Source organism: Thalassolituus sp. ST750PaO-4, assembly GCF_020320405.1.
Taxonomy (GTDB): Bacteria; Pseudomonadota; Gammaproteobacteria; order Pseudomonadales; family Oceanobacteraceae; genus Venatoribacter; species Venatoribacter alkanivorans.
The window spans coordinates 515580-539997 of sequence record NZ_JABVCB010000013.1; the positions used below are offsets into that span (position 1 = coordinate 515580).

The window sequence follows — 24418 nt, forward strand, 5'->3', positions numbered from 1 at the left end:
ACGATACAGTGGGCGTTTTTTATGGTGCGTCAGACTACGGTATCAGGAATTATCGTCGTTGCGCTTATGCCGGCTTTGCCAGATAACCTCCTGACCATTATCACGCCGGGCGAGAACCCGGGCGAGAATAAACAGCAGATCTGATAAACGGTTGAGATAACGCAGTGCCAGCGAGCTGACTGTTTCAGTACGGGCCATTTCTACCAGAGAACGCTCAGCACGGCGACAAACGGTACGTGCCATGTGCGCACAGGCGGCACAACGATTGCCTCCGGGAAGAATAAAATCTTTCAGCGCTGGCAGAGAATCGTTCAGCGCTTCGAGATTATCTTCAATATCCTGCAGTAACTCTTCACTGAGGGCATAAAATCCCGGTACTGAAAGTTCACCGCCAAGGTCGAACAGATCATGCTGAATCTGATGCAGCAATGGCTGCAGGTCGTCATCAGCACTCAGTTCGGCGCGCAGTAATCCCATCCAGGAATTCAGCTCGTCCACATCGCCGATGGCATGGATACGTTCGCTGCTTTTACTGACACGGGAACCGTCGCCCAGACCGGTTTCACCACCGTCGCCGGTTTTGGTTACGATTTTGGATAAACGGTTGCCCATATGATCTCCGTTCAGTCGATACTCAGGAAACTAATAGATTTAGGTGGCATTTGCAGCTCAATACGATTACCGCTTTGAGTGTTGGTGTCGGTGTCTATCACGACGATACCAGGGTTTGTTTCATTGGAAACTCCTACCCAAAGGCGTTGGTTAGTATCGATTGCAATATCTGAAATAATGACTTCATTCAATGAAGTTATATTGAGCGGCTGACCTATTGTCTTACTAGTTGGATTAAATTCATACACTTTTGACGATAGTGTATCGTAGTGTTTTTCAATATTTACCGTGACATAACCGTGTTGATCGCTGGCCAGTGCAACATCAGTGATATGGAAGTAAGTGTTAGTTTCAGTATTATTCAGAGATGTAAACGTAGTGTTGTTAATAATATTACTGGAAACAAATGTTGTCATATCAATTTTTTCCAGACCACCAGTGTCAGAACCGTAGTTGCCGCGACCTGCGATGTAGAGATAGCCATTGTCAGCTTCTGCTGAAATCGGGTTGGTGACAGATAGTGGAATACCTTTTAATCCGCTCGTGCTTGGATCGGTATCAATTTCTGTGTTATCAGCAGTATCTATCACGGCAACATAAGCTGTTTGTGGATTATAGGCAGCATCAAGACGTTGCATAACTACAAACAGTTTGTCGTTATAGAGTGCGGCTTCACTCATACGGGGAAAGTCTGAATCAGGATAGTTGTAGGCTGAAAGATCAATGGTGTCGACAACCAATTGGTCGGCATTTTCTGCTTGAGGATTAATTTGCCATACCGTCTTGGCGCCGTAACGGATTACGTAAGCCTTATCATCGGAGACATGAACGATTTTATATGGGTTAGATTTCTCCGCACCATTATCATTAGTACTGTACTCCCATTGGGCTACGTTCAGGCTATTGGTAGAATCATAGCGAGCGATACTGTCTGTGTTGTACCGACCGATATGGTAGAGGTATTTTCCGTATGTATTAACGGTGAAATCCGACTTGTCTTTTACCAGAATGGTTTGTGAAACAGATCGATCACCCAGAATATTTCCGGTAACGACGGAGCTACTTGTGTAATCAGCTGCTACGGTTTGTACGGCATAGGAGCCTTCAGTCAGTGGAGTTGATTTTTTATCATCTTCACCAAAGCATCCTGCTAATAATGCGCTGGCCAGAAGCATGAATGAGTACTTTTTCATCTCTTTTCCTTTTTAAAAACGGGTGTTAAGAAAGATCAACCATTCCCTACCAGTCGTCGGGCGATTGGTAAAATCAAGAAAACGGTTATTGCTGATATTGATTATACGAAGACCTGCTTCGTGATCTGTTGCCTGGTAGCGGTATGATAGATTGATCAGCGCGCGCGCTTCGCCCTCGATCAGATTGCTCCTGTCTATGTATAAATCGTCACTGTATTCAACGCTGGATTCGATGTGATGTTTTGAAATGTTGAATCCAGTACTGGCTTTCAGGCTGGTGTGGTAAGTGCCAGGCAATTTCTTCTCATCAAACGATCTTATCTCACTGGTTGTCAGGCTGTCATAATGACTTCCTGATAATGTGCCGAACCAATAATCGGCACAATAGGCTGCATTCCATTCAATTCCGGTCAGGATTGCCTGACTGGTGTTTTCGTAGCGGCCAATACCGCGTGCGTCATAGACAGGTACAATGGCATTATCAAGGTCGCGATAAAAGGCAGAACCGGATATCTGCATTTTTTCAGTAATGTGCCATAAACTATTCAGCGTGAGCGTATTGCTTATTTCCTGTTGCAGGTCAGGGTTGCTTAAAAAAAGTCCATGATTGCCATAGCGTTCATACAAGGTTGGAGTTCGTGCAGCACGCTTCCAGGTTAAACTCCAGTCGCTGCGATCTGAATACCAGAGATAGCCGATAGCAGCACCGATAAACGCATTACTCTGAGTGCGTTCATCTGCGATAGCATAACGCTGACGACTGATATCGCTGGTATTCTGTCTGTATATATCGATATATGCCTGTTGTTGCTGGCTCTTGCTATTCCAGTTAAATTGCGATCCGATACTTGTACTTCGCTGAAATGAAAAAGCATCACAATTGCCTTGAGGCGTTAGACAGCGCTTACTGTCGTTATCCAAACGGTAGTCACTGCGATAGGTTTCTTCGCTGAATTTCAGGTCAATGCGGTGTTGCCATTGTGTCCAGGTCTTTTTATTGGAGGCGGACAGATAATTTTTTTCATATCGATAGCGGTTATCGTTTTGGCTCAGTCCTATCAGACCCAGTGTATTTCGAAAATTTTCAAAACGTTGAGAGTGTCCTATCCGCCATTGTTGTTGCATGCTGGAAAGGCTCTGTTCACCATTTAATTCCAGAACAGCATTACGTTCACTCAAATATGCACTATTGTCAGGATGATTACGGTAATAATCAGGGATGTTCTTTTTTTGTTGAGATAAACGCAGACGTGCCGTTAACTCCTCAGATCCACTATTAACCTGTACTGATTGACGCGAAAAACCGGCATTATTCAGTGCTTCTTTATTATTGCGGTTTTGACTATCGAAGGCTGGGCTTGCGACCGGATACAGATAGTTGTTGTCACTCTGTTCGTGTTCCAGTTGAATATTGATATTTCTGGCCGTTTGTTGGCTTAACGATGCCCGGTAGGTTCCATAAGAACCTGCCTGAATGCCGAACTGAGAATTACTTTTTGTCTTACGGGTAATAATATTGATAGTGCCGCCGATAGCACGATCAGCGTAGCCATTACTGCTACCATCCTGAGAAATTTCAATGCTATCAATCTGGCTGATTGGTAACTGGTTTAGATCATAGCCACCATTTTGTGCATCAGCATTCTCGATGCCATTAATTAACACTTTTGTTTGCTGTGCTGTTGCACCACGGATTGAGATAAGTGCCGGATTACCCAGTCCACTTAACTGCTGTACCTGTATCCCATTTATTTGACTGAGGAATTCACTTAGATTGGCAAAGCGACGCTCAAGATCTGTCCGCGAAAAAAACTGATATCCGGGTCGATTTAACGTCTGCAGCGAAGACGCGCGTGTCTCTACTGTGCTCAGCTGAGCTTCTTCAGCATGTAATGGTGCTCCACTGGCTAAACAAGCCAGTGTGACGAGAGAATAAAAACCACAGCGTTGTAATAAAGCAGTATTCAGAGTGCTCACCCGCAAACCCAAAACAGGGTTGCAGTGGCGGAGGTGCAAAAAGCAAAGTGCGCTGCAGTAAAGCAACGGTTTGCGATCACCCTCCGTCGCCCACCGCAACGTCAGTATCGTTATTCAGGCCGGTATCCGGGCTTACGACCTGAGCATTAGCTCGCTGACAACACCTTCCCATGCAGAGCACAGTGGCATTTGTTATCAGTATGGTCGATCACCGTTGCGGGGGCAGCGCTGGATTGGTGGTAAGAACACACGACACCAGACTTCCCGTTTAACCCTCGTCAGTAAAAAGGCTGAGGGCACCTGAAAGCGCGAAGGGTATAGAGCCCTGTGCGATGGGTCAATAGCGTTGGCACAAAAGGCAGTGAATTATCCACATGGTTGGTTTGAAAATAATTCACTTAGGTTTTGGGGTAAGAGGGGGTGCATAGCGGATTCAATCGCCGGCAGGCAGGGCAATCTCAAAGCAGGCGCCACCATGTTGTCTGCCAGGCCGGTAACGCAGCTGACCATGGTGATGACTGGTGATAATAAAATAGGAAACAAATAAGCCCAGACCGGTGCCTTCACCGACGTCTTTAGTGGTGTAAAAAGGTTCGAAAATATGCGCAGCAATGGTTGAGGGGATGCCCGGTCCATTGTCTTCCAGCACAATTACCTGCTGTTGGTCGCGCTGTTCGATGCTGAGGTGAATATTGGGCTGCCACTGAGAATCGTCAGGCTGGTACTCGCTCAGCGCCTGGACCGAGTTTTTCAGTAAATTCAGCAGAACCTGTTCTATTTCACCGGGCAGACATTCGACCCAGGCCGGTGTTTCTGTTGAGGAGAACCGCAGCTGAATATGGCGCAAACCGAAATCACCCCGGGCAATGCTCAGGGTGTTGTTGATCAGTGCATTAAGGTCGGTACGCTGTTTCTGCTGCTTATCACTGCGCGAGAACTGCAGCATATTGGCAATAATATTGGCGGCACGTTCGCCGGCCTGCTGGATATTATCCATAAATTGCAGAATATCGCGTTGCTGCAGATAGAGCTCAAGATTGTCCAGTGGCAGGCCGGTTTCTGCTGCTACACGTTCATTGGCACTCAGGCCTGGCTGCAGGCGACGGCGGATATTCTGCAGGTTCTGCAGAATGGCTCCCAGAGGATTATTAATTTCATGAGCGATGCCGGTCGCCAGTCCGGCAACCGTCATCATCTTTTCGCTGTGTACCATGATTTCTTCCAGCTGCAGACGCTGTGATACGTCATCAATACGCAGCACCAGTTTGGCCTGCTGTTGTTCCGGCAGAGGATAGATCATGGTGTCGGTCATCAGTGGCTGAATAAAACTGCTGATCGCCAGTCTTTCCAGTTTATGGACGGCACTGTTCTGTTCGGCGGCGTTCAGCAGATCGGCATGGGGAGCAAGCTCCGGAATCAGTTGCAACAGATGGCGGCCGGTTAATTGCTGGCGTTGCTTACCCAGCCAGTCTCCGGCTTGCTGGTTGCACTGCACGATGCGCAGCTGAGCATCCAGAGTGAACAGGGCTGACGGCATGGCATTAATAATACCGTCGAGCAGGGTCTGGGTATTTTTAAGCTGGGTTTCGATACCGCGGCGGACCGAAATCTCCTGCGCCAGGTTTTCGTTAATCTGACGGGTTTCAGTCGACAGACGTGTCGCACGCAGACGGGCACTTTCGGCTTGCTGATGAGCATTACGTAAATTCAGGGTGCGTTGATCATACTGCCAGAGCAGATCATTCAGGGCATTGGTCAGCGGCTGTACATCGGGGTCATCGCTGCGGATGGTAATGGCTTCTTCTTTTTCGCCATCGCGGGTGGCACGGCGCACGCTGCTTAACAGTTGCAGGTAAGGGCGTTTCTGCCAGCGCCGGGTCAGGGCATAGAGTGCAAAAATCAGCAGGGCAGAAATACTGACCACAAACAGCGTGGTGGTTAATGTATCGAGGATAAAAAAGCCGGGCAGGGAACGGTCGCTGATCACTAATAATTGCAGTTCCCCGCGCGGACTGCTGAGCCGGTACTGGTGCAGTTTGTCGATCAGCAGGCTGTCTTCGAGACGTGCCGACAAGAGTGGCGAATTGCGATAACTGTGGCTCAGGCGTTCTCCGTGGTTGTTGTATAAAGCGGCTTCACGGATCTGAAAGTGGCGGGTAAAACGCTCCAGCATCGACTGCAGGGTCGGCAGGTCAGTGATGTTATGGGTCAGCTGAATCTGCAGGATATCGGCAAAGGCATCGCTGATTTCGGGAGCCAGTTGTTCACGTCCTACACGGTCAGCGGCGGCAATGTAGGCCAGTGTGGTGAGGATAATAATCAGCGCACAGACTGTCACAGTGGCGAGCATGGTTTTTTGCCGTGCTAATAACATAGTGACTGCAACCTCCTGTGCGGATACATCCTATTACTCCTGTTTCAGACCTGCAGCTGTTGCATCAGCCGGTCGGTCAGCGGTAAAGACAGGCCGAGATTGTGCGCCTGTTGCTGCAGGTAGCCACAAATATAGGGCAGCTCGGTTGTTCTGCCGGCCAGAATATCCTGCAGGGTCGAGGAGCGGTTAGCGGCGGTCGCCAGGGCAACCTGTTCTACCCGGCCGGTCAGATCCTGTGACAACGGCCAGTGCAGCTGCTGATACAGGTTATCCACTTCTGCTGCCAGTGCCTGTAACTGTGGCAGATAAAGCGGGTTGCTGACCAGCTCGCCGTTATGGCAACGCAGGATGGCCGTCAGCGGATTGATCACGGCGTTGATGGCAAGCTTTTCGCGCATTCTGTTGTGGATATCGCTGACGGCTTCGATGTCCGGCGGTAGTTGTGTGTCTTCGCTATCATTTCCGCACCAGCGTCCGGCAATGGTTTGTCCGGCTCCGGCATAGACCACTTCGCTGCCCTGAGCATTATTGGCTGTGCGCCGGTAGCCTCCGGCGGTGGAGATGCCGGCCCAAAGTCTGACCGGCAGCTGCTGCCGTGCCAGCCAGTCGGCGCATTGCTGCTGCTGCCCCATTCCGTTCTGCAGTAACAGCAGGTTTTTCACCTGCGGCAGACGGCCAAGCCAGGGTTGCAGAGCGCTCAGGGTATCGGCGGCTTTGGTGGTGACTACCAGCCAGTCGAGGGCCTCTCCCTGCCAGCACGGCAGCGCCCATTGCAGCTGTTGTTCTCCCGCTTCGTTGTTGGGGAGATAAAGGTTGAGGGTTACTGCAGACGCCTTATCGCGCGGCAGGGCAAATACCCTGTGCTGACGCCAGTGGCTGGCCATCAGTGTGCCAACCGCCCCTGTGCCCAGCAGACCAATGCTGAGCGGGGATTGCCGGGATATGTTCTGAGCAGAAGGGGATGAAATCGTCATCGCGCGATTATAGGCAGGCCGGGCGCGGAAAGCAGCCTCAGCCTGCAGGTTGGAGATTACTGCGGCGTGACGCTGGCGGCTTCGGTTTCGACGGCGTTCAGGTTATCAGGCCCGGCGCTGTTGTCCGCTGCCGCAGGTTCAGCAGCTGAGTTATCGGCGCTTTCGAATTCTGATCCTGATTCTGGCTCAGCTTCAGGTTCTTCAGCTACCGTGCCGGCTGCCGCCATGGCCGTCAGTCCCGGCGCCGATGGTGACCACTGGCGGGCCAGTTTGTCACGGATATTGCGGGTATGGTCGGCGGGCAGGTTGCGTAACCAGAGCTGCAGCCGCACTTCGTCTTCGTCGACCAGTTTGGTCATGGCATCCAGATGCACACCGCGTTCACGCAGCAGCCAGATAACCAAAGGCATCAGGTGATGAAAACGGCGACGGTTATGTTTGTCACAAAGCTCGGCGGTGGTCAGATTAAATTGCCGGGCAACCAGCTGGCAGGCATCGTCGAACAGGCGCTGCACATCACTGCGTGAGTAGGCAGATTGAGTTAAAGCTTCTCTTTTCAGGTGCTGATCCACCCACTGATCGCGGGCCAGCGCCTGGTACAGCGGGTGGCTGCCGTGGCTCAGATCGAGCTTAGGGCTGAACGGTGCCTTCATTACGTCAATATAATGCTGGGCGCGGTTACGGCGGCCATTTACCAGCAGATTGAGCATGGATTCGGTATCCAGCCAGGCCGGCGGAGTCGGTTCGCGATAGTAGCGGTCACTGCTCCAGGGCCAGAGGCTGGCATCGGCCACTTTACCCTTGTGCACCGGAGAGTGATGCAACTGCAGTATCAGTTCGGTCAGTGCGACACGTTCATCGACCAGCAATACTACGCCCTGATCGGATAACACCTGACGGCGCTTGTGCCAGCAGCGTTCGTGCATGCTGTCGAAGGCGGCCTGGATATCGTCCATCACCTCGGTCCAGTCGCGCTGGCAGCGCAGCACAAACTGCATCTGACGCTCGTCCAGCACGTAGGCAAGCAGGCGGGTTCCGGTCACTCTGGACAGAATTCTGAGGCCATATTCGTACTCGAATACCGAGTTGAAGATGGGCTGGTCTTTCGCTCCGGTCACTGCGAAGTAATACACTCCGGCGCCGTGCAGGGTCATTTTGGTTTGCATAGCAAAAATTTTAGCTGACTTTTGTATAGTCGCCAGTGAGGACATACCGCCAGCACTGCTCTCCGAGACTTTGGCTTTATCGGCGGCGGACGGTATACAATGCGGCACTTTCATTATTTCGGCAGTGCTGTTCCGGTTGTGTTGTTGCGCCGGCAGGCATACCGACACAGATTTATTAGCGGCCGCTGTCAGGCCATAAGCAGGAGAATTTTTTATGCCTTCATTTGACGTCGTATCTGAAGTCGATAAACACGAAGCCCAGAACGCGGTCGATCAGGCCAACCGTGAGCTGAGCACCCGTTTCGATTTCCGTGGCGTAAGCGCCAGTTTCGAGCTGAAAGAACTGGTGGTCACCATGACCGCTGATCATGAGTTTCAGATTGATCAGATGAAATCCATGCTGACCGGCGCCATGACCAAGCGCGGCATTAAAGTCACCTGTCTGGAGTTCGGTAAGCTCGAAGGTGCAGGCAAGCAGGTTAAAGTAAAAGCCACCATGCGTCAGGGCATCGACAGCGATCTGGCGCGTAAAATGGTGAAGATGGTTAAAGACAGCAAAATCAAAGTGCAGGCTTCTGTGCAGGGTGAAACCGTGCGCGTACAGGGGAAAGCCCGCGACGATCTGCAGGCCGTGATGGCCATGTTCCGCAGCGACGAAAGCATTGATATGCCGCTGGCGTTCAAGAACTTTAAAGACTGATGATCATCCCTTATTTCCGCATCCCGCCGGAGGTAAAGCGCTGGCTGATAGAGGCCTGGGACATTTACCGGCAAAAGCCGGTTCTGGTCATCGCCTTGCTGGGCTTCAGTGCCGGATTGCCTTATTTGCTGGTGTTTACCACGCTGACGGCCTGGCTGCGGGATGAAGGAATAGAACGTACGACTATTGGTTTTTTTGCCTGGGTCGGTATTACCTACTCGGTCAAAGTGTTCTGGGCGCCGGTGGTCGACCGCCTGCGTCTGCCAGTGCTGCAGCGGCTGGGGCAGCGCCGCAGCTGGATTTTACTCGGCCAGTGCGGCATCGCCGCCGGCCTGATGCTGATGAGCATCGCCCATCCGCAGAATTCCTTATTACTGATTGCCCTGGCTGCCTTGCTGGTGGCGTTTTCGGCAGCCACGCAAGACGTGGCACTGGATGCACTGCGCATCGAATCCGCCGCCGATGAACAACAGGGTGCGATGTCGGCTGCCTATGTCTTTGGCTATCGTCTGGCCTTACTGGTTACCGGCGCCGGAGCTTTGTATATCGCCGAATTTACCAACTGGCATATCACCTATCTGGTGATGGCGTTGCTGATGGTGGTCGGCATGCTGGCCATTCTCTGGGCCGATGAACCGCCGCATCAGAGTGATGCCGAGCGGATGCGTAACGAACTTCTGTTGGTCGATGACATCATGGGCCGGCCGATGCATCTGCAGCAGCGGCCGCGCTGGCAGCGCTGGTTGCTGAGTGCGGTGATCTGCCCGGTGCTGGAGTTCTTCCAGCGTAACGGCCGTTTTGCGCTGCTGATTCTGGGCTTTATTGCGCTGTACCGTCTCAGTGATATCACCATGGGCATTATGGCCAACCCCTTTTATCTGGATCTGGGTTACAGCAAGCCCGAGATCGCCAGTGTGGCCAAGGTGTTCGGCTTCTTTCTGACGATTTTCGGTTCGGTGTTGTGCGGTGTGCTGGTGGTGAAGTACGGTATTTTCCGGCCTTTGCTGCTGGGCGCGGTGATGGTGGCGGTTACCAATCTGCTGTTTGCCACGCTGGCCATGGTCGGTGATCTGGGAACGCCGCCACTGCCTGCTCTGGCGCTGGTAATCAGTGCTGACAACCTCAGTGGTGGTATTGCCAGCACGGCCTTTATTGCGTATCTGTCGAGCCTGGCCAATAAAAACTACACCGCTACGCAATATGCGTTATTCAGTTCACTGATGACCTTGCCGGGTAAATTTATCTCCGGCTTTTCCGGCTGGGTGGTGGATGTGGCAGGTTACGCCGAGTTTTTCGTGCTGGCGGCGGCGCTGGGCCTGCCGGCGATTGTGCTGGTACTGGTGCTGATGCGTCATCATAAGCGCGAGCAGCAGAATCCTGACTCAATACCGGAAGCGCCCTGACGCTTCCGGCTCTCTTCATTTCAGCTCTCTGAGTTGCTGTTAAACAGCGCGTACATCTCAGCTGCGGTCATGTTTTTGGTGTCGTTGGCGAAGGAGTAATAGTGCGGTTTTTCGTCAATAAACACCTGATGGTCGAAGGTCGCTTCCGGGCCGCTGTCGAATAAACCCGCCGGCACAATATATTGCTGATTGTGCTTCAGTCGATAAAACAGATGGCTGCCGCATTCTTTGCAGAAACCGCGCTCAGCCCAGTCGGATGACTGGTACACGCCAATATGTTCCTGCCCCTGAAATTCAATATCCTGACCGCAGTCGACCGACATAAACGGGCCGCCGCCCCAGCGCCGGCAGGTAGCGCAATGGCAGGCGCCGATATGTTCACTGGGATTTCTGGCGCTGAAGGTCACGGCCTTGCACAGGCAATGGCCGTGGTGGGTATTGCTTTGAATGGTATCCGGGCTGGTCATGATGGCTTCCTCCTGAAACGGGTGTATGCCTCAGTTCTATCAGCCCGGCGCTGCCGCGACAAGGTCTACATAGAGTGAGCTGCTGTCCGCTTGCTTTCAGATGCGATTTTCCGGCCTTTGCTGGCAGCCTGTTGCAGCCACTGTTCGCGTTGTTTCGCGCTGGATTTGATCACCGGCCCGAACAGCGTGGTGGTGACCGGTTTGAAACCACAGAATCCCAGGGTGGCATGGTTCAGCTGATACACCGCCGGAGCTTTCTGAAACCAGCGGAAATACCAGGGCGGGGTATCCAGCGTCAGAAAGACTTCGGCGCTTTTGCCGCGCAGCAGCTTTTCCTGCAGGGTTTGTCCGGCTTCATAGCGGAAGGCAAAACCGGGCAGTAAGGTGCGGTCAAACAGGCCTTTCAGGCGGGCCGGAACACTGCCCCACCAGACGGGGGCGACCAGCAGCAGATGATCGCAATCACGCAATGCCTGCTGAAAGCTGAGCAGATCGGGCTCCAGCGGAGCTTCTTCAGCATAACCCTGGCTGAGGTTGGCATTAAACTGCATGTCGGCCAGATCAAAGCGCTGAATCTCAGCCCTCTCAGCCGCCGCGTTCTGATAAGCGTCAGCCAGCGCCCCGCACAGGCGGTTACGATCCGGGTGGCCGTTCAGGATTAGAATGTGTTTAGGCATAAACAGAAAACTCCGGTAGGTATGGTTGGGTTTTCAAGTATCGGGTCTGCCCCTAAGGGCAGAGTCAAGAGTGGGCCGGATTAAGCAGCAAAGTCATATTTTTTCTGCTGGTACCAGCGGACAATCGCTGATGCTGTGCAAACAATGGTCGAGCTGCTGCAGGCGTTGTTGCTGCCGCACTACTTCGGCTTCGACTTCGCCACGGAACTGCAGCAAAAACGTGCGCAGTGTGGTCCAGTCAGGCTGTTGATCCTGATAACGGATGGCGGCTTTCAGCCGTTGCAGCGGAATCCCCAGAGCGCGGGCTTCGCGGATCAGCAGCAACAGATCGATATCGGCAGCCGAAAAGTGGCGGTAACGGCCGATCCGCTGCGGCCGGATCAGTCCCTGCTGTTCGTACAGGCGGATGGCTTTCTGGCTCAGCCCGGTCTGTTTTGATACCGCGCCGATCAGCATGCCGCCGCTCCCAGCCAGGCGGCCCCGCGTACACCGCTGGAATCACCGTGCAGCGCCTGTTTCAGCGGCGTGCTGACGGTATCGGAGAATACATAGTCGGCCCAGAGCGCAGGCACTTCCTGATAAATGCCGGGCAGGTTGGAGACACCACCGCCCAGTACAATCACGTGCGGGTCGATCAGGTTGATGACACCGGCAAGGGCTTTGGCCAGACGGCGGTAGTAGCGTGCAAGCACCGCCTGCGCCTGCGGGTCCTGTTGTTCAGCCAGCGTGTTCCACTCCTGCGCGCTGAGGCTGAGGCCGGTTTCCTGTGCGGCCTGCTGGCGCAGTCCGGGGCCGGATAACAGAGTTTCCAGGCAACCTTTCTGGCCGCAGTAACAGTCAATTTCACTGTCAGAGGCTTCACGCCACAGCAGCGGGTTGTGCCCCCATTCGCCAGCGATGGCATTGGGACCGCTGAGCAGGCGGCCGTTGATCACCCAGCCGCCGCCACAACCGGTGCCGATAATCACCGCAAACACCGAGGCAAAACCGGCGCCGCTGCCATCGCTGGCTTCGGACAGGGCAAAACAGTCGGCGTCGTTGGCCAGTACCAGTGGGCGTTGCAGCAGAGGGTGCAGTCGCTTTTGCAGATCACCCTGTAAATCGCGGCCGATCAGGCAGGTGGTGTTGGCGTTCTTGATCAGTCCGCTGGTGGGGCTGACCGCTCCGGGAATACCGATACCCAGGGAAAAGTCATTGCAGCCGAGACGACCGGCCGCACTTTCCACCATGGCCGCGATATTGGCGACTATGGCGTCATAACTTTGTGCCGGAGTAGCACTGCGCTCACGCAGCAGGCTGTTACCCTGCGGATCGAGAACAATGATTTCGGTTTTGGTGCCACCCAGGTCGATGCCGAATTGCAGCATGGTGAAGGCTCATCAGAAAGAAACTGGCGGCAGTGTAACAGTCTGCAGGCGCAGGCCAACAGACTGTCAGGAGGAAGAATTAAGAGAAGAATTAATCGTGCGCGTGACTGTAGCTTTTCAGCATCACACCGAGAATGTCGTCCTGCTGGCTGATGCGGCAACCGCTGCCATACAGGCTGGGGGTTATTTTATCGCACCAGACAACCTCTGCACTGCACTGTCCGGTACGGCGGGCATTCACATTGGGGGCGATATCCACCAGATCGAGCTGCAGCTGAGTGCCGGGCTGCAGTTGTTCATAAGTTGAAATCATCACCCCCTGTTCTGAACAGTCGACCAGCAGGCCGAGGTATTCCTTACTTTGCCGTTCGAATACACTGACGTTGCTTTTCAGAATCCAGCGTGGATGCATACGTTGTTCGTGGTCAGAGTTCGTACTCATTGATCTTTCTCTGGTAAGTTTCCATTTTTTTAGTGTAGACCCAAGGTTCGTAAACAACATGAACAGGCTTGAACTGATTCTGGGCGGCGCACGTTCGGGCAAAAGCCGTTACGGCGAGGCTCAGGCAGAGCAGCTGGCCGGTGAGGCCGCAGAAGTGGTGTATATTGCCACCGCACAGGCGCTGGACGGCGAAATGCAGCAACGCATTATCCATCATCGTGAGCAGCGCCCGGCGCACTGGCTGACGCTGGAAGAGCCTTTGCAGCTGGCCGCCGCGCTGCAGCGTGTGCGTAAAGAGCATCCGGCGGCGGTGATACTGGTCGACTGCCTGACCCTGTGGCTGACCAACTGCCTGCTCAGTGATCAGAACGATTACTGGGAACGGCAGAAAGCAGCGTTAATGGATGAGCTGCAACAGCTACAGCAGCCGCTGCTGCTGGTGTCCAACGAAGTGGGCTATGGCATTGTGCCGATGGGCGAGCTGAGCCGGCGCTTTGTTGATGAAGCCGGGCGGCTGCATCAGGACATTGCCCGGCTGGCGCATGATGTAACGCTGGTTGTTGCGGGTATTCCCATGGCGGTTAAGCGCAGTTAAGGTACCCCGCTTTTTTTCATAATGTAATCAATAAGACAGGTGTTATGACCGTTGAATTCTGGTGGCAACAGGCCACCGCTCCTCTTTCTGCTGAAACCCAACAACAGGCGCTGGAGCGTCAGTCACAATTAACCAAACCACCGGGTTCTCTGGGCCAGCTGGAAGACGTTGCCGTGGCTTTTGCCGCCTGGCAGGGGCAGGTTAAACCGCAGATTAATAACCCGCATTGCGTGGTGTTTGCCGGTGATCACGGTGTGGTCGCGCAGGGTGTATCGGCGTTTCCGCAGGCGGTTACGGTTGAGATGCTGAAAAACTTTGTTGCCGGCGGCGCGGCGATTTCGGTACTGGCGCGTTTCCATGAGATGGGACTGTCAGTGGTGAACTGTGGCACGGCGTTCCCGGCCGATCAGCTCAGCGGCGTGATTCAGCGCGCGGTGATGCCGGGCACCAACGATTTTTCACAGCAGGCCGCGATGAACAACGTTCAGGCGCTGCAGGCTCTGCAGATTGGCGCCGAGCAGATCGACCGTCTGCATGGCGAAGGCTGTGACCTGTTTATTGCCGGTGAAATGGGCATTGGTAACACCTCCGCAGCCAGCTGCCTGAGTGCGCTGTTACTCAAACAGGATGTGAATGCACTGGTTGGCCCGGGCACCGGTGTTCAGGGCGAAGCCCTCAGCCATAAACAGCAGATTCTGGCGCAAAGCTGTGAGCGTGCCCGTGCGCTGGCGGATTCGCCACTGGCCGCACTGGAGCAGGTGGGCGGACTGGAAATTGCCGCCATGGCCGGTGCTTATCTGCGTGCTGCGCAGCTCGGTATACCGGTGCTGGTGGACGGGTTTATTGCCAGCTCTGCAGCCTTGCTGGCGGTGCAGCTGAATGCCGGCGCCCGTGACTGGATGCTGTTTGGTCACAGTTCAGCCGAACCGGGTCATCGCGCCTTACTGACTGCGCTGGATGGCAAGCCGCTGGTACAGCTGGGTCTGCGTCTGGGCGAAGGTTCCGGTGCGGCGGTGGCGGTGGGTCTGGTGCAACAGGCGCTGGCGCTGCATAACCAGATGGCGACCTTTGCTGAAGCCGCGGTACAGTCCGGTAACTGACATAAGGGAGTCGCTGATGAGCACCACCCGTATCGATCTTATCCGCCATGGCGAACCGGAAGGCGGCAACGTCTTCCGTGGTCGTACCGACCATGCCCTGACAGAGCTTGGCCGCTGGCAGTTTGCCGAACGGGTGCGCCGCTTTGACAGCCGCTGGACACGGATTATCAGCTCGCCGCTAAACCGCTGCCATAGTGCGGCAGAACAACTGGCCAGCGCCCGTAATCTGCCGCTGCTGTGTGATGAGCGCTGGGCGGAGATTGATTACGGCGACTGGGAAAACCGCGATGTCAGCGAAGTGATGGCTGAATATGCCGATGATTCGCGCCGCCTGTGGGCTGATCCGCTGAATTTCTGCGCCCCCAATGGCGAGCCGGTACCACAGTTGCAGCAGCGGGTCGGCGCAGCCTGGCAGGAGCTGCTGCAGGATCACCGTGGTGAACATCTGCTGCTGGTCAGCCACGGTGGTGTGATGCGGGTGCTGGCGCAGCAGCTGCTGAGTCTGGCGCCGGAAGCCATGAACCGGCTGGCCATTCCTTACGCCGGCTTGCTGCGTTTTAAAATTGATCACAGCGAATATCAGGGTAAAGAACAGGTCTGGGTGAGTCTCGAAGGTATGGACGGCTCGGTCTTACGTCCGGACGATCAGGAGGCTGTGTGAATCTGCACTGGTGGGCATTCTGGTATGCCATGGCGTTTTTAACCCGCCTGCCGACCCCGTATTTAAAACGTGTGGATGAGGCCGTAGCGGCCCGTTCTCTGGTGTTTTATCCATTGGTCGGGGCCCTGCTTGGACTGTGTCTGCTGGCCTTTACCGCCGCCTGCGTTTTTTATAATCCGCAGGTTTCGCTGCTGTTGCTGGCGGCGTTGTTGTTATTTATCTGGGTCGTATTCAGCGGTGCTCTGCATCTGGATGGTCTGGCCGACAGCGCCGACGCCTGGGTGGGTGGGCTGGGTAATAAAGAACGCACGCTGGCGATTATGAAAGATCCGCAAAGCGGGCCGATGGGCGTGACCGTTATTGCTGTTATCCTGCTGGTTAAATTTGCTGCCATTTATGCGCTGCTGGATAAAGCCCAGAGCGGCAGTGGCAGCTGGAATATCTGGCTGTTAATCGCCGGTTTTATGCTGGTGCCAATGCTGGCCCGTGGCGCGGTTCCTGGGTTGCTGGCAACCACACCTTATGTGCGTAAAAAGGGCTTAGCCAGTGCACTGGTGGCGGGGGCAACGCCGTTAGTGGTGGGTATTACCGGAACGCTGCTGGCGTTGCTGGCCGGTGTGTTTTTACAGACCCAGGCGCTGTTTATTCTCGCCCTGTGGCTGACCATTCTGATGATGGCGCGTGCGGCTATGATAAAACGTCTGGGTGGTTGTACCGGCGATACTTTGGGCGCCACCATTGAAATTCAGGAAGCACTGCTGCTGGCGGCTATTGCGCTTTAACAGGGTTATTGATCGTATATTTTTTCGGTAGATTTTATTTGTAATAAAAAATTACTGGCGGCTGGCCAGTAACTTAATACCCAGTGCAATCATGGCTCCACCTAAAATACGGTCAATCCAATGACCGAAGCGTTTAAAACGCGCTGATACCGCCGGGCGGGACAGCATCATCACTACCGCAGAAAACCATGCCATCTGAATCAGCATGATCCACACGCCGTAAATCGCTAACTGATACAGCGGCATATCGGCCGATAAAACCAGCGTAAATAATGAAACAAAATACACCGGTGCTTTAGGATTCAGCGCATTGCATAAAAAACCGCTGCCAATACTGCGCGCGGCCGTTTTTGGTTTTGCCGGTATTGCTTCTGCGGGAGCATTGTCCATGCTGCTGGCTTTACTTTTCAGTCCCTGAATCCCCAGATATACCAGATAACAGCCACCGACAATTTTCAGTATCAACAGTGCGAATACCGAGTTGGCAATCAGTGCCGCCAGGCCAACGGCCGAATACAGGATATGGACAGATAATCCCAGTGAAATACCCAGACTGCAAAGCAGCCCGGTTTTACGTCCGTGGCGCAGAGTCTGCTGGCTGACCAAAACAAAGTCAGGGCCGGGAGAGGCGGCCGCGAGCAGATGGATGGAAGTAATCAGCAATAAGCCCTGTAATAAATCCATAATTCCTCAATGAGAAACGTTTTGCCTGGTGATCAGCAGGGACTCGGATATTGAAAAGTAAACATGGGCCCGGCAGGCCAGAACGGGCCCGCTGTCTGTCAGCGCCAGGGTTTATGGGGCTGGCAGATGCCGGGCTGTCGATTAAAACACCAGTTAACTGCGCTGCGGTTCCGGTCTTTTTTGTCGGATCGCAGCTTTTACTGGTCGTACATGCTCTGAATCATTTCAATCGCCGGACGCAGTGTGGCACGCCAGATACGTTCCAGCTCGGCATCAAACAGCGGATCGTGTTTGCTCAGCGTTTCCATCAGGGCATCCATCCACAGGCTGTAATGTGCCGGATTAATATTCATATTTTTGCGGCTGTGGCTTTCTCCCAGCGCGCGGATTTTGCTGTCAGACATACCGCGCGCGTGCATCACCAGCCACATAATACCGCCACGTAATAAGCCACGCTGAGATTCCATGTTGGTGTTAATGAACATGGCCCGGATATCGGCGGACTTATTCATAAATGCGTTGTAAAAATCCTCATAAAAAACAGGGTTATTACAGCTGCGCCCATAGCTTTGAAAAACCTTATCGGCATCGCCCATGATTCTGTACCTTGTTGATAGCGCTATTATGGAGTGTGAAAAAGCGGCGCAGGGTACGGATTTTTGGCGCAAATTGCAAAGGCGCTTTAGTCTTAATGCTGTGACATTGTGTTACGCCCCTGACGGGTTAAATGCCTGCAGAGCTGCATTAAATTTTTGCCAGTCGATATTCTGTTTTACGCTGAGAGCCAGACGATCGATTTGTTGTTCGCGGATAGCATTGAAATCAATGGTCTGACCATCGGACAATCCGGCCCAGTGCAAAATTTGCTGCAGGGCTTCCGGCGTATCAAAAATACCGTGCCAGTAAGTTGCCATTACCTGACCATCGTTACTTAGCCAGCCGCAGCCGATATCCTGAATATCGTCGTTGCTGAGTGAAATTCCTGCATGAATTTCATAACCCTGAGCCGCAACAACCGGCTGATCCGGCAAGCGCAATTCGCCGCTGACAAGACGCAGGGTTTTATCGGCTTTTAATTCGCTGATTAATGGCAGATACCCCAGACCCTCGCTGATGCCGGCTGTTCCTTCAATGCCATGCGGATCGCTGATGCTTTCTCCCAGCATCTGTAAGCCACCGCAGATTCCCAGCAGTTTGCCGCCATAACGCAGGTGACGCTGCAGATACTGTGGCCAGTTACCGGGCTGGGTTTTCAGCCAGTTAAGATCGGCGCGGGTATTTTTGGAGCCGGGTAAAATAACAAAATCCGCCGGCGGTGGTGTTTGTTCCGGGCCGACCAGTATTAAATTTACCTGTGGATGTACGCGCAGTGCGTCGAAGTCAGTGTGGTTGCTGGTGCGCGGGTAGATCGGCACTACTATGTTGATAACTTTATTTTTATCCTGTTCTACCTGTTGCTGGCTGACGGCATCTTCGGCATCCAGGTATAAACCGTGCAGGTAAGGCAGAACCCCTAATACCGGTTTACCGGTTTTTTCTTCCAGCCAGTCGAGGCCATCCTGCAGCAGGGCAATATCACCGCGGAAACGGTTAATCACAAAGCCAACCACGCGCGCGCGTTCGCTGTCACTTAGGCAGGCCAGTGTGCCCAGCAGGTGAGCAAAAACACCGCCGCGATCAATATCGGCAATCAGAATCACCGGACAATCGACGGCTTCGGCAAAACCCATATTGGCAATATCATTGGTGCGCAGATTAATTTCCGCGGGGCTGCCAGCACCTTCGACCAGCACCCATGAATAGTGTTGCTGCAGACGCTGGTACGAATCCAGTACCGCATTCATGGCGGTTTTTTTATAGGCGTGATAATCCTGCGCCGGCAGATTACCGACCGCTTTGCCCTGAATAATCACCTGAGCACCGGTATCGCTGTTGGGCTTAAGCAATACCGGATTCATATCAGTGGTGGGGGCCAGACGACAGGCCTGTGCCTGTAATGCCTGTGCACGGCCAATCTCTCCGCCATCGGCCGTTACTGCGCTGTTGAGTGCCATGTTCTGCGGTTTAAAAGGCGCGGTGTGGATATGTGCGTCAGCCAGAATACGCCCCAGTGCGCAGACCAGTGTGCTCTTGCCGGCATCGGATGTGGTGCCCTGTACCATCAGGGTCTGGTGTGAGGGAAGCGTTGGCATAACAGCGGAGAAGTCGGACATCTGGTACACTTGGCGTCTGAAATTTACCGGCCATTGTATGACATGATTCCCCTGTTCAGTGGATTTTTTCCCGCCGGCGTTAGCCATCTTCCCCCGTTGCTGCTGTTGTTCTTTATGGGCGGGCTTATGCTGCTGGCATTGGCGTGTGATCGTCTTTTTGGCGAACCGTCGCGTTTTCATCCGCTGGTCGCCTTCGGTCGCTGGGCGGCCTGGCTGGAGTCGCGTTTTAATCGTCCTGAAAAAGTAACTGAGCCTGCCACTGCTGTACGCGGGCTGCTGGCACTCATTATTGTTTTGTTGCCTCTGCTGCCACTGGCCTTATTGTTTATCTGGCTGGCGCAGCAATCCCTGCTGCTGTGGGTAATCGTACAGGTGCTGGTGTTGTACAGCTGTATTGGCTGGCAAAGTCTGCAACAGCATGTACTGGCCGTAGCCAGTGCACTGGAACAGAACAATATTGCCTCTGCCCGGGAAAAACTCGGCTGGATTGTCAGCCGTGATACCGCGCAGTTATCGGCCGATGAAATTGCTCAGGCCGATATTGAAAGCCTGCTGGAAAATTCATCCGATGCCTTATTCGCCTCATTATTCTGGTTTGCGCTGGGTGGTGCATTACCGGTTCTGCTGCATCGTTGGGTGAATACGCTGGATGCGATGTGGGGCTACCGTAATCCGCGCTTTAATTATTTTGGCCGTGCGGCCGCACGGTTGGATGATGTACTGGCTTACTGGCCAGCGCGTATTACCGCCTTGTGTTTTATTCTCGCCGGGCCGAACAGAAAAGATGCCTGGCGCTGCTGGCGTACACAGGCAAAACACTGTGCCAGCCCGAATGGCGGTGCGGTAATGACCGCCGGAGCCGGTGCATTAAATATCCGCTTAAGTGAGCGAGCCTGTTATCACGGCGAGTGGAAGAATAAGCCGCCGATGGGTTGCGGTATCGCCGCGAAGCCACAGCATATCGTACCGGCGGTGAAACTGGTTAAGCGCAGTCTGTCTCTGTTTTTCCTGTTCTGGCTGTTTGTCACTCTGCTGCTGAACGCCATTATTCAGATGGTTTTCGGGGGCTGATATGCAATTAATTAACGTAGTCGAAACCGTTGTTCACGGTGCCGATCTGCAGCGCGCAATCAAACAATTTGGCGGTGAACCACAGCAGTGGTTGGATTTATCCAGTGCGGTCAGCCCTTACTGTTGGTGGTCTGAACGCGGGCAGGGGTTATCCTGCCCGGCGCAGTTTATTCACGATTTACCCGGCATTCAGCCTGACTTAAACCGTGCAGTCCGCGCCTATTATGGTCATGACGGTTTGCTGGTTCCCGGCAGCCAGCGCGCCATTGCGGAATTACCCGGCTGTTTCAGTCGTGGCAATGTGTGGATTCTGGCCGGTACCTATGGCGAACATGCATTGTGCTGGAAAAAAGCCAGGCATTCTGTGTATGAAAAAACCGCAGACGATATTCGTCAGGCATTTAATGCGGCTACCGATAACGACCACGAATTACCCGATATGCTGGTGCTGGTTAATCCGGGAAACCCCGGTGGTGAACGCTTCAGTACTGCTGAATTACACGGCTGGGCTGAACGGTTAGAGCAACGCCAGGGGTGGTTATTGTGTGACGAAGCCTTTATGGATTGTACGCCAGACGACAGCCTGTTAACCCGGATGCTGGCGGATAATATGCTGGTATTACGCTCGCTGGGGAAATTTTTTGGTCTGGCGGGGCTGCGTATTGGTGTGGTGTTTGCCGCGGCCGATGTGCTGCAGAATCTGGCCAACAGACTCGGCCCCTGGCCGGTGGCCGGGCACAGTCTGTGGCTGGCACAGCAGGCGCTGAGTGATCATCAGTGGATTGCCCGGCAGCGTGTGCGTCTGAAAAAAAATCATGAATTAATGGCGCAGTGGCTGAACGGTTTTTTTCTGGCAGGGGAAAGTGATTTATTTTTTACCCTGAAATTTTCCGAAGCCGAACGGGTTCAGACTTTTTTAGCCGAACGCTGTATATGGAGCCGCTGCTTTAAACAGCAGCAGTTAATCCGTCTGGGATTGGTGGGCGACGATGCCTGTAAACAACAACAGCTACAGCAAGCGCTGAATGAACTGAGAGAATTCCTTTTATGATATTGAATGCATTACGGATACCAGCTGCATTGATCGTGCTGTCTTTCTGCAGCTCTGTGCTGTTTGCTGCGGCAGAAAAAAATCCGGAAAGCCAGTCCGATACAGACAGCAAGGGATTCAGTCTGACCGACGATGCCGGTACGGTGCATCATTTTTCACAACCGGCACAGCGTATTGTCAGCCTGATTCCGCACAGCACCGAGCTGTTGTTTGCGGTGGGCGGCGGCGATGCCATTGTTGGTGCCGTGCAGTATTCCGATTACCCGGAAGCCGCAAAAAATATTCCCCGGGTTGGCGGTTATTCGGCCCTGAATATCGAAGCCATTGTGGCTCTTGAACCTGATCTGATTATCGCCTGGCCGGAAGGTAACCCGACCCGTGATTTGTCGCGCCTGAAACAACTGGGTTATGAAATTTTTGTCAGCGATCCGAATACCTACGAAACCATTGCCCGTAATCTGGAAAACTTTGCCACGGCGTCTGGCCATAAAGCAGAAGGCGAAAAGGTAGCGGCCGATTTCCGCCGTCAGGTGGCGCAGTTACGGGCGGAATATTCTGATAAAAAACCATTAACGGTTTTTTATCAGGTCTGGCATCAGCCATTATTAACCCAGAATGGCGATACCTTTATTTCCCGTGCCATTGAACTCTGCGGTGGCCGTAACGTGTACGCCGATCTGGATATTAAAGCGCCGCAAGTCAGTATCGAGTCGGTGCTGGAAATGAACCCGGATGTGATTGTGGCCAGTGGCATGGGCGAAAGCCGCCCCGACTGGTTAGATGCCTGGGGGCAGTACCAGAATCTGACGGCGGTTAAAACCAGAAGTCTTTATCATATTCATCCGGACTTATTGCACCGGCCGACGCCGCGTTTTTTACTGGGTACCCGCCAGTTGTGCGAGGCCATGGAGCAAACGCGGAAAAAGCAGCAGGCCATGGCTGATTAAGACCGGGTCTGCATTGTCAGTCTGTTTCGCGTTGCTGTCTGATCCTGATGCCGCAGATCAAGAGGCCGGCAGCACTTTTCCGCTACACTGCGTTTAACGTTACTGGTGTGGTGCTCTGTCGGGCACAGCTTAGCTGACGATAAGCGGAAACTGATATGTTAGAAATCTTCACCCGTCTGGCTGACTGGTTGGTATTCGATTTAGCGGGCTTGTCCGCCCAGAGTAAGTGGGGCGATGCGCTGCATTTCTTTGTTGAAGACGTCAGTAAAATCTTTGCCCTGTTACTGCTGATGATTTATATCATCGCCCTGCTCAGAGCCTCGCTGAATGTTGAGCGGGTGCGCGATTATCTGGCGCGCAAACATACCGGGCTGGGCTTATTACTGGGCTCGGCCTTTGGTGCTATTACGCCGTTTTGCTCCTGCTCCAGCATTCCTGTTTTTCTCGGCTTTACTTCTGCCGGTATTCCGGTGGGTATTACCATGGCATTTCTGCTGACGTCACCGCTGATTAATGAAGTGGCCGTACTGCTGCTGATGAGCCTGCTCGGCTGGAAATTCACGCTGCTGTATATCGTTACCGGCATGGCCGTCGGCGTAGCCGGTGGTCTGGTATTGCATCTGTTAAAAGCCGAACGCTGGCTGCAGCCTTTTGCTGCCCGTGCTTACAATCAGGCGCAACAGGCCGGTCATACCGGAACCGCGAGCACCGGCAGTATGACTCTGAAAGAGCGTCATGAATTTGCCAAAGAAGAAATGACCGATATTTTTTCCCGCGTATGGAAGTGGGTCATCCTAGGCGTCGGTCTGGGCGCCGGGCTGCACGGTTTTGTGCCGGATCAGTGGGTGTCTGACACCCTGGGGCAGGGTGAGTGGTGGTCGGTGCCGGCCGCGGTACTGGCGGGAATTCCGCTGTATTCCAACGCCACCGGGGTGATTCCGGTGATGGAGAGTCTGATTACCAAAGGCCTGCCGGTGGGTACTACGCTGGCGTTTTGTATGAGCACGGTTGCCGCCAGTTTTCCCGAATTTATCCTGCTGAAACAGGTCATGAAAATCCGTCTTCTGGCGCTGATTTTTATCATGCTGCTGGTGGCATTTACGTTGGTGGGTTGGGTGTTGAATGCACTCACTCCGTATCTGTAACACAGCCGTTTTTATGGCGGTAAGGAGTCATGATGAAAATCGTTAAAGTACTGGGTTCAGGATGCAGTAAATGCGAAAAAGTCGCGCAGTCGATCAGCGCTATTGCCGCAGAAAAACAGATAGAAATTGAATTAATTAAAGAAACCAGCCCGGAAGCCATGATGAATTATGGTGTTATGCGTACACCGGCGGTGGTGGTGGATGAGCAGCTGGTACACAGCGGCTCGATTCCACACCGTGAGGATATTGAAAGCTGGCTGCAATAATACAGCCAGCCTTATGGGCCTGAGTGGTTATTCTTCCAGCTGGGCGCGCAGCATCCAGGCGGTCTGCTCGTGAATGGCCAGCCGCTGGGTTAATAAATCAGCGGTCGGTTCGTCGGATGCTTCCTCCACCAGTTTAAACAGGCTGCGTGCTGTGCGGGCGGTGGCTTCGTGGCCATCGGCCAGAATACGGATCATCTCTGTGGCTTTAGGCGGCACCTGTGGGGCATCCGGTAATGAAGCCAGCTTGGCAAACTGTGCGTAGGAACCCGGTGCTACATGGCCAAGCGAACGGATGCGTTCGGCAATCGGATCGACGGCGTTCCACAGTTCGGTGTACTGGGTCATAAACATCGCGTGCAGGCTGTTGAACATCGGCCCGGTAATGTTCCAGTGAAAATTATGGGTGGTTAAGTACAGCGTGTAGGTGTCGGCCAGTAAGCGGCCGAGTCCCTGGCTGATGGCTTCACGGTGTTCGGCACTGATGCCAATATTGACGGTGGTCATAAGCTGCTCCTGCGGTTGCTTTGATAAAAGTAGTCTTTTTGCCTCGC

26 protein-coding genes and 1 riboswitch are annotated in these 24418 nt (G+C 53.6%); of the genes, 11 read left to right on the plus strand and 15 right to left on the minus strand.

Going from position 1 to position 24418, the window contains the following annotated elements; genetic code table 11:
• Positions 1-42: 42 nt before the first annotated feature.
• From HUF18_RS17785 to HUF18_RS17810, 6 genes are all read right to left on the minus strand, one after another.
• Positions 43-612 (minus strand): cob(I)yrinic acid a,c-diamide adenosyltransferase, encoded by a 570-nt coding sequence (locus tag HUF18_RS17785; protein ID WP_145466222.1) that lies wholly within the window; start codon positions 610-612, stop codon positions 43-45.
• Positions 613-623: 11 nt separating this feature from the next.
• Complete coding sequence (locus HUF18_RS17790; protein ID WP_225693192.1) at positions 624-1805, minus strand: hypothetical protein; 1182 nt, start codon at positions 1803-1805, stop codon at positions 624-626.
• A 12-nt stretch (positions 1806-1817) separates the two neighbouring features.
• The gene (locus HUF18_RS17795) at positions 1818-3782 is read right to left on the minus strand and encodes a TonB-dependent receptor plug domain-containing protein (RefSeq protein WP_225693194.1); all 1965 of its coding nucleotides are present in this window, start codon (positions 3780-3782) and stop codon (positions 1818-1820) included.
• A 100-nt stretch (positions 3783-3882) separates the two neighbouring features.
• A riboswitch (cobalamin riboswitch) is annotated at positions 3883-4102 on the minus strand.
• A gap of 113 nt (positions 4103-4215) precedes the next feature.
• Positions 4216-6156, minus strand: coding sequence for a two-component system sensor histidine kinase NtrB (locus HUF18_RS17800; RefSeq protein ID WP_225693196.1), 1941 nt, complete (start codon positions 6154-6156; stop codon positions 4216-4218).
• Positions 6157-6200: 44 nt separating this feature from the next.
• Complete coding sequence (locus tag HUF18_RS17805; RefSeq protein WP_225693198.1) at positions 6201-7130, minus strand: ketopantoate reductase family protein; 930 nt, start codon at positions 7128-7130, stop codon at positions 6201-6203.
• A gap of 56 nt (positions 7131-7186) precedes the next feature.
• Entirely contained in the window at positions 7187-8296 is a 1110-nt protein-coding gene (locus HUF18_RS17810) for a hypothetical protein (protein ID WP_225693199.1), read from the minus strand.
• A gap of 214 nt (positions 8297-8510) precedes the next feature.
• Between HUF18_RS17810 and HUF18_RS17815 the strand changes: the two genes are divergently transcribed.
• Both HUF18_RS17815 and HUF18_RS17820 read left to right on the plus strand, forming a co-directional pair.
• A complete protein-coding gene (locus tag HUF18_RS17815) occupies positions 8511-8996 on the plus strand; it encodes a YajQ family cyclic di-GMP-binding protein (RefSeq protein ID WP_225693200.1) in 486 nt (161 codons plus the stop codon).
• Entirely contained in the window at positions 8996-10399 is a 1404-nt protein-coding gene (locus HUF18_RS17820) for an AmpG family muropeptide MFS transporter (RefSeq protein WP_225693201.1), read from the plus strand. The genes HUF18_RS17815 and HUF18_RS17820 overlap by 1 nt, the downstream gene beginning before the upstream one ends.
• Positions 10400-10419: 20 nt before the next feature.
• Here the strand turns inward: HUF18_RS17820 and HUF18_RS17825 are convergent, their stop codons facing one another.
• From HUF18_RS17825 to HUF18_RS17845, 5 genes are all read right to left on the minus strand, one after another.
• Positions 10420-10866 (minus strand): GFA family protein, encoded by a 447-nt coding sequence (locus HUF18_RS17825; RefSeq protein WP_225693202.1) that lies wholly within the window; start codon positions 10864-10866, stop codon positions 10420-10422.
• Between the two features lie 65 nt (positions 10867-10931).
• A complete protein-coding gene (locus HUF18_RS17830; RefSeq protein WP_225693203.1) occupies positions 10932-11543 on the minus strand; it encodes an NAD(P)H-dependent oxidoreductase in 612 nt (203 codons plus the stop codon).
• Positions 11544-11636: 93 nt separating this feature from the next.
• Entirely contained in the window at positions 11637-11999 is a 363-nt protein-coding gene (locus HUF18_RS17835) for a MerR family transcriptional regulator (RefSeq protein ID WP_225693204.1), read from the minus strand.
• The gene (locus HUF18_RS17840; protein ID WP_225693206.1) at positions 11993-12910 is read right to left on the minus strand and encodes an ROK family protein; all 918 of its coding nucleotides are present in this window, start codon (positions 12908-12910) and stop codon (positions 11993-11995) included. Before HUF18_RS17840 ends, HUF18_RS17835 begins: the two co-directional genes overlap by 7 nt.
• A 91-nt stretch (positions 12911-13001) precedes the next feature.
• Entirely contained in the window at positions 13002-13352 is a 351-nt protein-coding gene (locus HUF18_RS17845; protein ID WP_186435744.1) for a PilZ domain-containing protein, read from the minus strand.
• 58 nt (positions 13353-13410) lie between these two features.
• Here HUF18_RS17845 and cobU point away from each other — a divergent pair, with 58 nt between their 5' ends.
• Genes cobU through cobS form a run of 4 tightly spaced genes read left to right on the plus strand, consistent with a single transcriptional unit; the run spans position 13411 to position 16490 of the window.
• Positions 13411-13947 carry a bifunctional adenosylcobinamide kinase/adenosylcobinamide-phosphate guanylyltransferase gene (gene cobU / locus HUF18_RS17850; RefSeq protein WP_225693208.1) on the plus strand — a complete coding sequence of 179 codons (537 nt, stop codon included), beginning with the start codon at positions 13411-13413 and terminating at the stop codon, positions 13945-13947.
• 44 nt (positions 13948-13991) lie between these two features.
• Complete coding sequence (gene cobT, locus HUF18_RS17855) at positions 13992-15047, plus strand: nicotinate-nucleotide--dimethylbenzimidazole phosphoribosyltransferase (RefSeq protein WP_225693210.1); 1056 nt, start codon at positions 13992-13994, stop codon at positions 15045-15047.
• A 16-nt stretch (positions 15048-15063) separates the two neighbouring features.
• Entirely contained in the window at positions 15064-15708 is a 645-nt protein-coding gene (locus tag HUF18_RS17860; protein ID WP_225693211.1) for a histidine phosphatase family protein, read from the plus strand.
• Complete coding sequence (gene cobS, locus HUF18_RS17865; RefSeq protein ID WP_225693212.1) at positions 15705-16490, plus strand: adenosylcobinamide-GDP ribazoletransferase; 786 nt, start codon at positions 15705-15707, stop codon at positions 16488-16490. The genes HUF18_RS17860 and cobS overlap by 4 nt, the downstream gene beginning before the upstream one ends.
• Positions 16491-16541: 51 nt before the next feature.
• Here the strand turns inward: cobS and HUF18_RS17870 are convergent, their stop codons facing one another.
• The 3 genes from HUF18_RS17870 to HUF18_RS17880 form a co-directional block, all read right to left on the minus strand.
• Complete coding sequence (locus HUF18_RS17870) at positions 16542-17174, minus strand: LysE family translocator (protein WP_225693213.1); 633 nt, start codon at positions 17172-17174, stop codon at positions 16542-16544.
• A 197-nt stretch (positions 17175-17371) separates the two neighbouring features.
• Complete coding sequence (locus tag HUF18_RS17875; RefSeq protein WP_225693214.1) at positions 17372-17686, minus strand: globin; 315 nt, start codon at positions 17684-17686, stop codon at positions 17372-17374.
• Positions 17687-17881: 195 nt separating this feature from the next.
• A complete protein-coding gene (locus HUF18_RS17880; protein ID WP_225693215.1) occupies positions 17882-19387 on the minus strand; it encodes a cobyric acid synthase in 1506 nt (501 codons plus the stop codon).
• Positions 19388-19396: 9 nt separating this feature from the next.
• Here HUF18_RS17880 and cbiB point away from each other — a divergent pair, with 9 nt between their 5' ends.
• From cbiB to HUF18_RS17905, 5 genes are all read left to right on the plus strand, one after another.
• Positions 19397-20458 (plus strand): adenosylcobinamide-phosphate synthase CbiB, encoded by a 1062-nt coding sequence (gene cbiB / locus HUF18_RS17885; RefSeq protein WP_225693216.1) that lies wholly within the window; start codon positions 19397-19399, stop codon positions 20456-20458.
• A 1-nt stretch (position 20459) separates the two neighbouring features.
• Entirely contained in the window at positions 20460-21509 is a 1050-nt protein-coding gene (locus HUF18_RS17890; RefSeq protein ID WP_225693217.1) for an aminotransferase class I/II-fold pyridoxal phosphate-dependent enzyme, read from the plus strand.
• Positions 21506-22456 carry a cobalamin-binding protein gene (locus tag HUF18_RS17895; protein ID WP_225693218.1) on the plus strand — a complete coding sequence of 317 codons (951 nt, stop codon included), beginning with the start codon at positions 21506-21508 and terminating at the stop codon, positions 22454-22456. The genes HUF18_RS17890 and HUF18_RS17895 overlap by 4 nt, the downstream gene beginning before the upstream one ends.
• Positions 22457-22611: 155 nt before the next feature.
• Positions 22612-23601 carry a permease gene (locus HUF18_RS17900; protein WP_225693220.1) on the plus strand — a complete coding sequence of 330 codons (990 nt, stop codon included), beginning with the start codon at positions 22612-22614 and terminating at the stop codon, positions 23599-23601.
• A gap of 32 nt (positions 23602-23633) precedes the next feature.
• Positions 23634-23867 carry a thioredoxin family protein gene (locus HUF18_RS17905; protein WP_225693222.1) on the plus strand — a complete coding sequence of 78 codons (234 nt, stop codon included), beginning with the start codon at positions 23634-23636 and terminating at the stop codon, positions 23865-23867.
• Between the two features lie 27 nt (positions 23868-23894).
• Here the strand turns inward: HUF18_RS17905 and HUF18_RS17910 are convergent, their stop codons facing one another.
• Positions 23895-24371, minus strand: coding sequence for a Dps family protein (locus HUF18_RS17910; RefSeq protein WP_145466179.1), 477 nt, complete (start codon positions 24369-24371; stop codon positions 23895-23897).
• Positions 24372-24418: the final 47 nt, after the last annotated feature.